Here is a 13,613-nt window from a genome sequence, read left to right on the forward strand (position 1 = left end):
AATCTGATTAAAAAAAAATAATTTATTAAGAAAATATATAAAATTTATCTATGAGTACGTTTAATTCATTTCTATCAAAAGTATCACTATCAATAATAAAATTACCTTTATTAGAAATTTCAATATTATTTACTATCCCACCTAAATAATATCGTACTTTGATTTTAACAATCTTTCTATTCTCATCATTAGAAAACTCATCAAAATCTTTGACAGCATTATTAATTGATTGTATTTCCATTGAAGCAATCGATTTATTTAAGATCGATATATTTGTAATTTTAGCTTTAACGACTTTAAAATCTACAAAACCTGTTTTATTGTAAGCAATACTTTCAAGATTTAACAAATCATCAAAGAAATAGAACCCTACCCCTGCAATATCAGCAATCACATTCAAAAGTTTTTTTACTGATTTTGGGGCATCGTAAACAATCAAATATATATGATCTTGTCTATTTATAACTTCAAATTCAAAACTCTGATAGTATTCATAATGAAGAGGTTGATCACCATCCAAATTATCAAAACTTCTCGTTTTTACAATAACTTTTTGAAAAAAGACTCCGCTATATTCATCGTTATCAAAACTACGATTCCTAATTCCATGATCTGCAACAGAGTTAGTTTTATATTTCACTAAACCACGAATAAAAGTATCTAAAGCTACTGGTAAGTGGATGCGATAAATATTCAATCTCAACATAGTCTTATCTCTAGGCGATAGGGCCATCACGTAAGTGATTATCTTCAGTTAATACTGTCAACTCCGAACTTACATTAATTTCTGCATTACACTCTAATTCTATTGAGTCTGGTGTATTTATAGGTGGAATACTTAAAGTTCCAAGAATTTTATTAGCAGCTTGGAATAGCTTAGTATTGATACTAATTTCTTCAGAACTAGATAAGCTAGTAGGTTTGGAAGTATAGCCGTTATTTGTATGCCTTTTGAAACCTTTTACAATATATTCAAAACCGCTACAATTTTCAGTATCATTGAATCTTGCTTCAAACTGATATAAGTCAAGGTCCAATGAGCTTGTTTGAGTACATTCCCAAGATATTCTATAAAGATGAAAGCCTTGAGATATAAGTTCATCAAGTTCTTTGGATTGCATCAATCCTTCTCCATGAAACTTAGCACTTTTGATTTTATAGCCAGGTTTTTCTGCTTCAGGGTCATCACCTTCATCGTTTGGTTTTATCACATCAACTTTTATGACATCAGCGAGCTCATATCCATCTATTTCCTTAGTTAAGCGATCAAAGAATGTTCTTTTACTTTTTTGACTCGTAACACCAAGCAGGTTTATTTCATCATCTTTTACTAACGCATTACTAGTTTCTAAGAGTTCTGATAGTTCTGCAGACCATTGTTTAGCCTCTTCATTTGTACCAGTGTCAAGATATAAAGTTTTATCATCAATCTTTCTTAAACGAAAAGCCGTTCTTTTGTTTACTCGTCTTGTGAACTCTGAGTTTCCCCAATTAAAAGATGAATAAGAAAAATTAACTAAAATATCATCACCTTGTTGAGTCACTTTTACAGAATCAACAGTCAGTTTTCCCTCACCTTCAGTTGTTGATTCTTTCGACTCTTTGAATGTATTTAAAGTCTCAATAACCTCACTAATATTAATTTTCGACTCTGATTGAAATCCATTAGTTCTCAACATTTCTCGTCTATTTGATGCTGAAGATACACAGTCATGGATATCCTGTAGATCAAAATAACTCAAGAAAAAAGAAGAAAAATATCGTGCTGATTTATCTTTTTCATCTTTAGGAGAAATAATAATTCCTCTCTTCAAAAAGAGTTTAGCAAGTTCTATTTTACTGACTTTATGATTAGTGAGTGCTGCATACACTTCATGATCATTTGGATTAAATACTGAATCACGCTTCACTTTCAGCTCGCTCCCATCCAATTTGTTCTGTTGAGAATTCCTGTTTAAATAATTCACAAAACTCGGCACTAATTAAATCAAAAATACTAGAACGTTTACCCCAAACATCATTCTGGAAACGATCTTTTGCATTATTAAAATTTGATATTGCCAATTCATTTGCTTTTTTATTAGCAAATTTGATTTTTATCGGAACTCCCTCTTCTATTAACTGAAATTTATCTAAAAAATCAAGTAAATATATAAATTCTTCATAGGTTGCACCTTTTTCTCTATAATAAATAAAATACCCTTTTCCATTAAGGCGTATTATTTTATTTATATTTTCATCGAATTTATTTATCTCATCGTAACCAATTATAATGAATGGACCTGACAGCATTTCGATAGTTGCAGGATTATCAAATTTATTATTATTATTTCTAAATTCAACTAATTGTGGATAATGGAAAAAATAATGACCCCCCATCTTTTTATCTGTAATATCCTGTTTCGCATTAATCACAACTGTTTGCCAATAATGAATAAGTTCTGGATCTGCAATATGAATTTTTTGTCCTTTGGCTAGTTTCAAACTAGATGGGTTAATTTTCCCTTTTTTATCATCTGCTTCGGCAAAATCATCATAGACATTAAAAAAGCTATAAAAATTCTTTTCAAAGCTATTATCATGATTGTATGCAAATAAAAAACCTCTAACTTCAAATGGTTCTTTGACCATAAATCGAGTTGACCATTCTGAACTATTTCGAGCACATTGAATTGATCTAGCCATCGAATTAACAGCATTTCTTACTTTAGGTAAAGAAATAGATGTATCGCTATAGCTTTTGAAATCAACATTAAAGTAAATATTCTTATGAAAGTATGGATCGGCATAGTAAAAAACAGCATCTGTTGGATGAGTATGTTTTTTTAATTCTTCACCATCTTTTTTTAAAGAGCTATGCTCTTCAGGAAAGATACAATCATAATTTGTATCAGCAGGTCCTATTTTTCTGAAATTCCACTTAAAGAAATCAAAAATTTGTGATGCTGCTTTTGGCGCAATTACACTCGTATTAACCGTTTCAGCCATAAAATATCTTTTTATTCATAATGATATGTACAATATATAGCATTTTAACAATGTTAATGGAATAGTTAATATCTAAGAAAAAGACTATAAATTTCTTCTATAAAATTTATAGCCGTAGAATCAATATTATATAGAAGGTTTAATTTCTAGCTGGTTCAGGAGCTCCTGAACATAAGTTAGCTCTTTAAACTCATTAAATGGAAATGCTAACAATAACTCTTTTTCAATATCCTCTGAAGAAGTTAGCTGAGCTCCTAGGTTATTAAAATATTTTCTAAATGACCTGGCTAAAATTGAAATAATGTCATGTCCTCTACACAGCAGCTTAGGATCAATTTCAACTTTTGTATTAATCCAACTTAAAATTGTTTCTTCTTTTACTTGCCTATTTCTTTGACAAAGTAATGAAGCTAATTTTTTTTCATCTAGATTAAATGTTTTATGACAAAAGAAGTTTTCAAACCCTTTTCCTTCATCTGTAATACAATTAATACCAAAATTTTCTATCTGACTTACCACTTTAAAATATCTAATTTTGCTTAAAGCCATAGACTTTTCATAAATTATTGAACGAACTAAATCCAAATCAATATCATTATTACTTTTTACTGGGTAGCTAGTGGGATCTCTGCCATAATTAATTAAAATACGATTTAAAGCTGTATCTGATTCAAATAAAACTATTTCTAAATCTCGATAATCAGTTTTAATTATATTATTCGGGAAAAAAATTTTATTAGAATAGTCATGATAATCTCTATCTATAACACCTATTACTTTATTGTGTTTTTTCTTTAACTCACCAACATCTAATTTTTTATTCCATTTTTCAACAAAATTATATACTCCCTCCCATCCCTTCTTAACTTCAGTCTTAGGGCTAAATTGAATTTCACGAAACATATATCTGAAAAATTTAGTGTCATTTCCTCCTTCTAAAACAATTAAAGGTGTTTTATCTAATGTTTGAACCCCTTGCTCCGCAATAAGATCATTATCAGTATTTAAGGGTAAGGATGCATTATGCTTACTCATTTTCGTAATCCTCACCCATATCCATGGGTTCACACAAATCTAAATTTCCATTAATAATTTGTGGTGAGTGTGTCGCTATCAAAAATCTATGATTTCTAATTTTTGATATTTTTTGTAGACCATTAAGAAATCCTCTCTGCCAATCAACATGTAACGAGATCTCTGGCTCATCAATTAAAAAGAATGTAGAGTTTTGGGCTAAAAATATTAACTGATAGAACAACGAAATTTGATGTTGCTCACCTGAAGACAGTAGGTCTAATTTTAAATCTTCCTCTGGATTTGTAAACTTCGATCTAAAATAAAATCCCTTATCCATATTAATATGCATCGTCTTATTTCTAATCTTTTTCCCTACGATATCTTTAAAAACTTCAATTTTATTAACTATATCCGTATAAAGTTCAATTTTTCTATTTAAATCAGACAAATAAATTGAAAGTACAGTTAGCTCATTATCACTAAGCATTACATCTTCATCAGGAAGTGAAATGTTATTCTCCCTAAATAAAAGTCCCATTTTTATTATTTTATCAATTTCTTTTTGAGTCTTTTCATATTTGTTCCTGATATCTACTTCGTTAACTTCTTTGGTATCCTGTGATCTGAAAGACTCAATCATTCTTTGAGGGAATGATTTATTACTTTTTTCAGTTGTTTCTTCAGATTTTGCTACAGCGTATTTTATAATGTTAGAAAGTTCATTTGCATAGCTTTTAACCTTATATAAATCAGTTAAATCTTTATCATCTCTTTTTAATACATCTATATTGATAGTTCTATTAATATCAATAAAATAAAAATCATGATGATTTATATAACGTTCTAAAAGTTCATCAAAAATTTTCTTTTTTTCAGCTTTATCATCGTCATTATCAATTTCAAATGTCTTTTTGAATTTTTCTTTGAGAAAAAATGATTCAAATATCCAACTACTTTTCTTTAAAAAACCTAAAATTTCATATTGAAATAATGAGATAACCTCTTGGAACCCATCATCAATCCAAATATAAAAAATAAATTTTGTGGAAAAACCATTTCTTTTTTTTAAATTCTCTGGTAAATCTCTAACTAATTCAGAACGAGCTGCCATAGCAGATAGTTCATTTGAACCCTCTACTTCAAGTTTATCAATTTTAAGTACATCTCCCTCTGCGTACCCTATTTCAATTGACTCAAATTCAAAAGCAAATAAACTTTCAAAATTTTTGTCAAATAGTGCATATATAATTTTTAAAAAAGTTGTTTTTCCTGATCCATTTGGACCATAAATAATAGTGGATCCATCCTCTCTTAATTGAATACTATGGTTTAAAAACCCATATAGATTGTTAACCTTAATACTTATAATTTCATTTTTTTCATCTTTCATATTCCACCTCAAATTTATTAAAACTAAAAGTCTGCTTGCCCCCATGCATCGTCTCAACATGACCCGATCCATTAGCTCACTATGAGCCAAAGCATTGTATCAAAATGACACTTTCTTCTATATACAAATAGAATTAAGTATTAGAGATATAAAAGAATGAAATTTTCTACATTAGTTGACTTCAAAAAAAATCACCGTTATATTGCAAACATCACAGCGAAACTGTGAACAGGCGTAGGAACCTGTTTTATCATCACTGAGCGCAAAACAAAGTCGCTTATGCGGCATTTTTTTTGCCAACTGTTTAGTCAGTCCTTACGGTAGGCTAGGCAGGGCAGCCTTGTGCTGGCCGTACTCAGTGAACGGTATTCCTACACCCTGCTTAGTCTGCCACCATCCCGTAGGAAGGATGTTGTCAGGTTTTATAACTTGTCACTGAGAAAACGACCATGAACACTCAAAACAAAAGTGTGCATTCAGCACCTGCGTATAAAAACCTAGAGACCCTCTGCATTCAACGCTTACATGCGTCTGACTTTGCCAAACCTCAAAAGCTCAGTATTCAAATTTTAAAATTTCTTCGTTCTAAAAAGCGAGGTTAAGTCATGCCTAGAAAAATCTATATTCAAACCGAACTAGGCACTGAAAAATGTTGCCCCATGTGTAACGACTACTTCCCTTTTGACGAAGAATTTTATTTTAAAAATGGCATGAAAAACGGTGTTCAAAAGTGGGCGGCTCGTTGCAAAGCGTGTTATATGCAGTCTTATCGTACGGGGTATGACATATGAAAAACATACTCCTTCAAAACAACGAATATCCCATTATTGCTTCGCCTATGCTCAGCAAAGAACTAGGCTTACCTGCTGCATCCTTTTTACAAAAGCTGTATTACCTACTCAATGAAACAGGCAAATACAAACGTAAGAAAAATCTAACTCAACACAACAACCGCAAGTGGTGGTTTCATACATTTGAGGAATGGACATCAACACTCGGTTTCTTCAGCCTTTCAACCATTAAACGTGCTGTTTCAAAGCTCAAAGAATTAGGTTTAATTGAAATCCATAAGCTAGATTCAAACAAATCTATGCGAGTCAATTACTACACCATCAACTATAAAAAATTGAAAGAATTGTTTGGCATATCAGTATCTCAAACCAAAACAGTTGCTAAACCAAAAACAGAGACTGAAACAATCGTAGGTACAGATACGCCTGTAGAGCCAGAAGCAACACCTGAACAGCTAGCAACAATCCCAAGCCAAAACCGTGCCCTATATCGCCAACTTCGTCAACACAAGTTGGACATTGCTTTTGACGATCCACGTCTGCACTTTTGGGGCAACAAGACGAACACGGTTATTGCTTATACAGCTTCAGCAAGTAACCGACTCAATATTAAAAGATGGCAATGGCATACGCCTGAACAAGTCCTTCCTGAACACTTGATAAGGATATAAAAATGACAATTTCAAAAATTATTCTTAGAGTTAAAAATCCGCAGACCAATAAACGACAGTTCTTTGTTTCTTCAAAAAAACTTTATAATCTCATCAACCCAGATGTGTCTTATAAAACTTTTATTGAAACCAATATTACTTGGTCAAAATTAAGAGAAGAAATTGATTATCACTATAATCAATCATTTGACTGCTACAACTTAAGCATAAGCGCAGTTCAAGCCATTCTAATACTTGAAAACACGGAAAAAAGTTGGTCTCTTTTCAATGAATTATCCGATCTCATTAACAGTGGTTTTTCAACCATTAATGAGAAGAGGTAAAAAATCATGGATATTCAAACTAGATTGTCATTATTAGATCAACATTTAGCTTTATTAATTGAAAGCACTGAAAACTGCGACTCACTCACAGGTGAATCTATTTCAGCAACTTTATTTATTATTCAGGAACAAGTACGTCAAATTCAAACAACTGTGGATGATAAAAGGTAAAAGAAGCCCTCTTAGGAGGGCTGACTATTATTTCTTTAAGAATTAAGCTCACGATCTGCTTTTTTTATTTTTTCTATAAACTTATTTGCATGAGCTAAACTTGAAGATTGTAGCAATGCAACCACTGCTGTCATTAAACTAGCTAACATCATAATAATTAAGGCAATAGTGAAAATTAAAGGCGTTTTTTTTTCAAATAAAATTTGAGAAATCCATGGTGAAATTAAAAAGGGAATACATGCTATAAATGCAAATAAAAAATATTGAGCATTATAAATTATGTTTTGTTTTTTAACCGTTCTATTCTTTGGTACTTTCAATATAAAGCTATTTATATCAACGTCATTCTTACTAGGTGAATAATCTATAAACTCATGACCAACACTATAATGATGTACTAAATCCTCTAATTTAATTAAAAATTTTTCATCCAATTTAATCAAATAACATAAAAATTTAAAATCCATTAAGTCTAATTTAACTACATCTTGTGCTGCACGATCCAACACTAATTTTTTTTCATTCTGTTTTCCATAAAACTCATTAAAAAATCGAACTGTTGCATCTAGACGTGCAGAAAAATCTTTATGTCTTAAAGATAGGACTTCTTCACGTTTATAAAATATACCTATAAAGGCAGCAATACCTGCTAATAATGGGATCCAATCTTTAAAATTTTCCATGTTTACTTATTCCTTTACAAACACACTAGGAATAACGGGCAAACCACACCACTCCGCCACACTGTTATATTTACGACCTAGATTTTTAATTAGCTCAACTGCCTGTCCACCTTTTTCTACTAAATCATTAACCTCAGATCCTATCTCATTCGCTTCATTCAATATTTTGGCAAGCTGCTTCATACCACCAGAATTTTTTACCTCTTCTGGCTCATCTAAATTTTGTGCAGCATCTAAAGCTGTAAGAGCACGTTCAAGACGTTTTTTCAGAGAATCTTTGTCAGCAAGATCTATCAGCTCATCTAAATCATCATATGATTGATTAAGCGTAGTTTGATGGTTCATATTCAAAGATTGCGTATTATTTAATTGATTAATAATAGTCACTGGTGGATGTGTTATTGGAGCCAATGCTTTATCAACTATGTCTTCTAAACTAAGAATTTGCCCTCTTTGTAAGGCGATGATTTCTTTTTGAGACTCGATCTGGAACTTAAATAAATGAAGCTGATTTTTTAACTCTAATGCTTTTATTGGGGATAGATAAAACTCTTCAGCACTCTTTTGACCTTTGAGTACAAGTTCATATTCATGTAATGCTTTTTCTAAAGTTTCTATATTCCCATCTTCTGTTTCTATAATCATGCGAACAGTTAAATCATGTTGTTCAATTTTAACTGTCGCATTTTGTTCTGGATATTTTTCTCTAAGTACAGAACCGAAGTAAGTAAGAATTGCCAAACCAGCTTGATAATATTCGGGTGAAAATTCGATGCACCTATCAATCCTAATATCTCTTAAATTTATTTTTTCAATTTTGACTGATGAAATCTCCCTAACATCAAATTCTGTTTCATTACTTCCAACTCCTAAAATTAGAAATGGAACATTGTGATCTAGAGGCTCTAAATTATTTAGATCAAGATAAATCTGTGTAAAGACTTTATTATTTAAAGCAGATTTACTTCCTACCTTTTCAACATCAATAAATGTCGCTGGAATTGGTACAACAGCTATCGGAATACTTAAACTTCCATTTTTATAAGCAATCGGAGTAATACTGTAAAGCCATCGATTTATAACTTCAGGATCATTAAAAAAATTTAAAGAAATGTTGTTTTTTAGAAAACCTAAAAGTGAAAGGTCATGATTTGAATAATTTTTCGTATGTGAAATCATCATCCAATCACGTAGCTTCATATTTGAACGCCAGTACCTACGTATTGAATACCCATTCACAATACTACCTTTAATATTTTCATACTCTTGAATATTAGGTATGGTTATCTGATCAATAATATTATGTAATTCTTCAAAAATTTCGGAGTAATTTTTATTCAAAGTATCCCAAGCATCTCCATAACTTATCACATTCGTTATAAACATAATTTATCTTTTAATTAACAATTTTAAATTGCTAAATTTATAGCATTTTTATTTTTCTTATAACAGCTTAGAGTAAATGAGTTTTTACTCATTTACTCATTTATTCACTTTTTAGGAAAACTCTCAGCAAAATTCCGTACCAACGTCATCAAAGTTTCTCTTTGACTCGGCTCTACATTGTCCCAAAGTTTAAGCAGTTCCTTTGCATCATCCGAAAGTAAATTTGGCTGAGTCCGCTCACCTGTAATTAAGTAATAAACATCCACCCCAGCTTTATTTAAAGCCTCCAGATCATCTTGCCCCATGACACGCTCGCCTTTTTCATAGCGCATTACAGCCATATTTTTCTTACCAAATAAAGCAGCAAAATCTTTTTGAGAAAGACCTAAACGTAATCGTTCCTCACGAAGACGTTCGCCTCTTTGATCGTTATTTTCATTTACCATTTGGGATAAATCCATATATCAATTATCCCAATTGGGATAATATTGCTTTATTCATTTACCATTTTAACAAAATTCTTTATCCACCACAGTTGAAAACTGTGACTTCCAAAGGAAACGCATAATGGCTACTCAAGAATCTCGAAAAGAAGTCCAAGTTAGCTTTCGTACCACACCTGAAATCAAACGACTTGCACGTATAGAAGCAGCGAAAGAAGACAAAACTTTAAACGAATGGATAAAGCACCTTGTTGAAAAAAATCTTTCAGAGGCTTCTTCCCGAAATTCAGAATCATCATAAGTCACGAGTTTTAGGAAATTCATGCCAAGCGCACTTTCTGAAATATATGGACACATTTTTAATGAAAAAATTTGCTGTCCCGTCTGTGACAAGCCATTAAAGATTTTGGGAACGGTCGTTTATTCAGAAAATCCAAAAGGTTATGTAGGTGAGTGTCGGGAGCTGACATGCATGACTTTGGTTCATTTTCACATTGTCATTTCAAATGTGATTGCTCCAAGTCGTTTAATCAAAAAAATTAAGGAATTGAACGATGAGTAAATCAATTGGTTTTTACTGCCCCCACTGTGGCATTCGTATGCACGTATCAAGCCGTAAAAGACCATCGCCACTATTACATGAATTAATTGTCTCTTGTCGCAATGATCAGTGTCTTGCAAGTTTTGCAGCAAGCCTAGAAATGGTGCGACCAATACAAAACAGCATCAACCCAAATCCTGACATTCAAACAGGACTGCCACAGCATAAACGTCAGTGGGAAACAGAACTCGAACATCACATCGAAAGTTTAGAACTTCAAATTTCAATTGATGAACACCAAAAAAATTATGTTGAAGGCTTTATCTCTGCGCTCTTCCATTCGTCAACCATCGACTTGACTAGAGCAACGACATACCGCAACCGACTTCTACAAATGAAACTTTTATAGGCATTAATAATGGATCTTCAGCGTCGTATTGATGACAGACTCAACCAACTTTTCAACTTTAAAAGAATCGGTGAATGGTATCGCCAAGGTCGATGCCCAAACTGTAATGAAAAGGAACTCTATACCCATGCAGAAACACCTCGCATGGTGAAATGTGGACGCATCAATAAATGTGGCTATGAAGAATACGTCAAAGACATCTGTGAAGAGTTTTTTAAAGATTGGTCTGAGTACCATCCTAGAACGCCTGAAAATCCAAATGCAGCAGCAGATGCCTATTTAAAAGAAGGACGTGGCTTTGATCTTAAAAATCTAAAAGGCAGATACACACAGGAACTCTTTCAATCCCCTAAAAATAAAAGCCTTGTCAGTGCCACAGTTCGCTTCAAATTAGCAGAAGGTATTTATTGGGAACGTATCATCGACCGTCCTGACCGCTTTGGTCGTCAAAAAGCCAACTTCATTGGTAAATGGACAGGCTTGGCATGGTCAATACATGCCTTAGATGAACTCTGCCATGCAAGCAGTATTTGGATCACAGAAGGCATCTTCAACAGCATTGCCCTTTCACAGTCAGGCATCATCAGCTTGAGTAACATGAACAGTGGTAACTATCCAACTCAGCTATTAGAAACGATCAATAAACGCTGTCATGAACTCAACAAAGATAAGCCACGTTTAGTTTGGGCTTTAGACAATGACAACGCAGGCAAGAAGTTTTTATCTAAACACCATAAACAAGCAACGGATCAAGGTTGGATCTCAACTGCTGCCTTGCCACCTGTACCCATCAATGGAAAATCACTCGATTGGAATGATCTATTTCAACGTGAGCAATTGACTGAAAAAGACCAGGAGAAATATCTCCATTACGGCAAGCTTCAAATTGTCGAAACACCTGAAGAAGCAGGATTACTCATCTACAATTTTTATGGTAGCAACCTCAGTAAATTCTTTTTCAATCATAAGTTCCGTACCTACTGGTGGGAGTTGGATTATGAAAAATACAACAAGGCAGTCCAGTACGTAGAAGAAACCCAACAAGAACAAATGCTCTCAGAAGAAGAAGTCCGCATTCAGGCATTAAAAACTTGCTCTTCAGCCAAAGAAATCTGTAATGCACAGCTTGAACCGCTGTATTTCCAACGTAATGAAATTACAGATGAATCTTGGTATTACTTTCACCTACAAAGCCCATGGGGTGAAACCAAAACTACTTTTACTGCAGAGCACATGGCTTCACGCAGTAAATTTAAACCTCGTGTTATGTCTGTCCTTTCAGGTGCCATGTGGACGGGTAGCGACCAACAACTCGAAACTTTTATTAAACGTAAAACTGAAAAACTACGTGAAGTTAAAACCATAGATTTCATTGGCTACAGTAAAGATTATCAAGCCTATATCTTCGATCAGTACGCTGTGCATAACGGTCAAGTTATCCACAAAAATGAACATGATTTCTATAAAACAGGGAAAAAAGAACTTAAATCTTTAGCCAATTCACCTGTTATTCATCTCAATCCAAAAAAGGAATTTCAAGCATCTTGGTGGAAAGACTTTTACACCTTAAATGGCGCAAATGGTTTAATCATTCTCGCTTGGTGGACAGGTACGTATTTTGCCGAGCAGATTCGTGCACTCAATTCCTCATACCCATTCTTTGAGTTTGTAGGTCAAGCAGGTGCAGGTAAATCGACTTTGCTTGAATTGTTGTGGAAGTTCACTGGACGAGAAGCCTACGAAGGCTTTGATCCGAACAAATCAACCAGTGTGGCAATTTATCGTAACTTCGCTCAAGCTTCCAATATGCCAATAGTCTTGATTGAAGGCGACCGTAACGATCAAAATGGTGGTGCTCAAAAAGCCAAGTTTAGTTGGGATGAATTGAAAGATGCTTTTAACGGTCGAGCAATTCGCTCTAAAGGCTTAAAAACCGCAGGTAATGAAACCTATGAGCCACCATTCCGTGGTGCAATCATGATCAGTCAAAACACGCCTATCCAAGCCTCAGAAGCCATTCTGTCCCGTACCTTGCATATTACGGTGACAACAAAAGGCCATAATCTTGACAAGAAAAGAATTGCCGATCGTCTTTCTCGTATTTCCTTAGAAGACGCATGTACTTACATGACCCATTGCTTAAAAAATGAAGCAAAAATTCTGCAAACCTATACAGACAATATTCAAGCACACGAAGAAGAATTTCATCAAAAAGGCATCACCCATACACGTATTGCTCTGTGCCATGCACAAGTATCTGCAATGATTGATGCACTTGAACAACACGTTTTAAAAGATGTTATCGACTTAGAAGAAGTTTGTGATGCCAAACGAATATTAGACACCATGGCACGGGAGCGTATCGAGCAATTAAGCAGTGATCATCCAATGGTTCAACAATTTTGGGATGCCTACGAATATATGAATGTCAGTCGAAGCGCAGCATTCAGCTTGAATCATCATGACCATGATGCTCAGAGCATCGCAATCAACCTCAACGAAGTCTACAAAGTTGCAGCACGTAACTATCAATCATTACCCGAGATCAATGAAATGCGGACGCTTCTTCGCTCAAGCAGACGCTATAAATTTATAGAAATGAACAAACCAGTGAAGTCTAAAAACTTCCCTGCAGATGAAGTTAAAAATGCAATTTCAGAAGTTCGTGAACGAGTCGTCAAATGTTGGATATTTACCAATCCGAATTTTAACCAACTATCAATAAAACGGGCTAAATAATTTTAAGCCATATGTCATTGCGATGACGCTAAGTGAGTTATACATTAATCAAAATAGGAAA

At 33.4% G+C, this 13,613-nt stretch carries 16 protein-coding genes; 8 read left to right on the forward strand and 8 right to left on the reverse strand.

The window, feature by feature from the left end:
• Positions 1-25: 25 nt before the first annotated feature.
• From B9T27_RS03240 to B9T27_RS03260, 5 genes are all read right to left on the reverse strand, one after another.
• Positions 26-736: a hypothetical protein gene (locus tag B9T27_RS03240; RefSeq protein ID WP_143222558.1), complete on the reverse strand. Its 711-nt coding sequence runs from the start codon at positions 734-736 to the stop codon at positions 26-28.
• Entirely contained in the window at positions 717-1,910 is a 1,194-nt protein-coding gene (locus tag B9T27_RS03245; RefSeq protein ID WP_086205434.1) for a hypothetical protein, read from the reverse strand. Before B9T27_RS03245 ends, B9T27_RS03240 begins: the two co-directional genes overlap by 20 nt.
• Positions 1,900-2,988, reverse strand: a complete 1,089-nt coding sequence (locus B9T27_RS03250) for a hypothetical protein (protein ID WP_086205435.1) — start codon at positions 2,986-2,988, stop codon at positions 1,900-1,902. Before B9T27_RS03250 ends, B9T27_RS03245 begins: the two co-directional genes overlap by 11 nt.
• A gap of 126 nt (positions 2,989-3,114) precedes the next feature.
• Positions 3,115-4,023, reverse strand: a complete 909-nt coding sequence (locus B9T27_RS03255; protein WP_086205436.1) for a DUF4435 domain-containing protein — start codon at positions 4,021-4,023, stop codon at positions 3,115-3,117.
• On the reverse strand, positions 4,016-5,395 hold the full coding sequence (locus B9T27_RS03260; RefSeq protein ID WP_086205933.1) for an AAA family ATPase: 1,380 nt from the start codon (positions 5,393-5,395) through the stop codon (positions 4,016-4,018). The genes B9T27_RS03255 and B9T27_RS03260 overlap by 8 nt, the downstream gene beginning before the upstream one ends.
• A 449-nt stretch (positions 5,396-5,844) precedes the next feature.
• Here B9T27_RS03260 and B9T27_RS14830 point away from each other — a divergent pair, with 449 nt between their 5' ends.
• The 4 genes from B9T27_RS14830 to B9T27_RS14835 all read left to right on the forward strand — a co-directional run bounded on the left by B9T27_RS14830 (position 5,845) and on the right by B9T27_RS14835 (position 7,351).
• Positions 5,845-5,997: a hypothetical protein gene (locus B9T27_RS14830; RefSeq protein WP_171263318.1), complete on the forward strand. Its 153-nt coding sequence runs from the start codon at positions 5,845-5,847 to the stop codon at positions 5,995-5,997.
• Positions 5,998-6,182: 185 nt separating this feature from the next.
• Positions 6,183-6,857, forward strand: a complete 675-nt coding sequence (locus B9T27_RS03270) for a hypothetical protein (RefSeq protein WP_086205438.1) — start codon at positions 6,183-6,185, stop codon at positions 6,855-6,857.
• Positions 6,858-6,859: 2 nt separating this feature from the next.
• Positions 6,860-7,180: a hypothetical protein gene (locus tag B9T27_RS03275; RefSeq protein WP_086205439.1), complete on the forward strand. Its 321-nt coding sequence runs from the start codon at positions 6,860-6,862 to the stop codon at positions 7,178-7,180.
• A gap of 6 nt (positions 7,181-7,186) precedes the next feature.
• Positions 7,187-7,351 (forward strand): hypothetical protein, encoded by a 165-nt coding sequence (locus tag B9T27_RS14835; RefSeq protein ID WP_171263319.1) that lies wholly within the window; start codon positions 7,187-7,189, stop codon positions 7,349-7,351.
• A gap of 35 nt (positions 7,352-7,386) precedes the next feature.
• On the opposite strand, the gene B9T27_RS03280 is transcribed toward B9T27_RS14835, so the two are convergent.
• The 3 genes from B9T27_RS03280 to B9T27_RS03290 form a co-directional block, all read right to left on the reverse strand.
• Positions 7,387-8,034: a hypothetical protein gene (locus tag B9T27_RS03280; protein WP_086205440.1), complete on the reverse strand. Its 648-nt coding sequence runs from the start codon at positions 8,032-8,034 to the stop codon at positions 7,387-7,389.
• A gap of 6 nt (positions 8,035-8,040) precedes the next feature.
• On the reverse strand, positions 8,041-9,420 hold the full coding sequence (locus B9T27_RS03285) for a hypothetical protein (RefSeq protein ID WP_086205441.1): 1,380 nt from the start codon (positions 9,418-9,420) through the stop codon (positions 8,041-8,043).
• Positions 9,421-9,524: 104 nt separating this feature from the next.
• A complete protein-coding gene (locus B9T27_RS03290) occupies positions 9,525-9,881 on the reverse strand; it encodes a helix-turn-helix domain-containing protein (protein ID WP_086205442.1) in 357 nt (118 codons plus the stop codon).
• 106 nt (positions 9,882-9,987) lie between these two features.
• Here B9T27_RS03290 and B9T27_RS14735 point away from each other — a divergent pair, with 106 nt between their 5' ends.
• From B9T27_RS14735 to B9T27_RS03305, 4 genes are read left to right on the forward strand one after another with little or no spacing between them, the layout of a single operon-like run.
• Entirely contained in the window at positions 9,988-10,164 is a 177-nt protein-coding gene (locus B9T27_RS14735; protein WP_143222559.1) for a toxin-antitoxin system HicB family antitoxin, read from the forward strand.
• A gap of 21 nt (positions 10,165-10,185) precedes the next feature.
• Complete coding sequence (locus B9T27_RS03295; RefSeq protein ID WP_086205443.1) at positions 10,186-10,425, forward strand: hypothetical protein; 240 nt, start codon at positions 10,186-10,188, stop codon at positions 10,423-10,425.
• Positions 10,418-10,813: an ogr/Delta-like zinc finger family protein gene (locus tag B9T27_RS03300; protein ID WP_086205444.1), complete on the forward strand. Its 396-nt coding sequence runs from the start codon at positions 10,418-10,420 to the stop codon at positions 10,811-10,813. Before B9T27_RS03295 ends, B9T27_RS03300 begins: the two co-directional genes overlap by 8 nt.
• Before the next feature lie 9 nt (positions 10,814-10,822).
• Positions 10,823-13,552 carry a toprim domain-containing protein gene (locus B9T27_RS03305; protein ID WP_228146136.1) on the forward strand — a complete coding sequence of 910 codons (2,730 nt, stop codon included), beginning with the start codon at positions 10,823-10,825 and terminating at the stop codon, positions 13,550-13,552.
• The last annotated feature ends 61 nt before the right edge of the window (positions 13,553-13,613 follow it).

Source organism: Acinetobacter sp. ANC 4648, assembly GCF_002135345.1.
Classification (GTDB): Bacteria; Pseudomonadota; Gammaproteobacteria; order Pseudomonadales; family Moraxellaceae; genus Acinetobacter.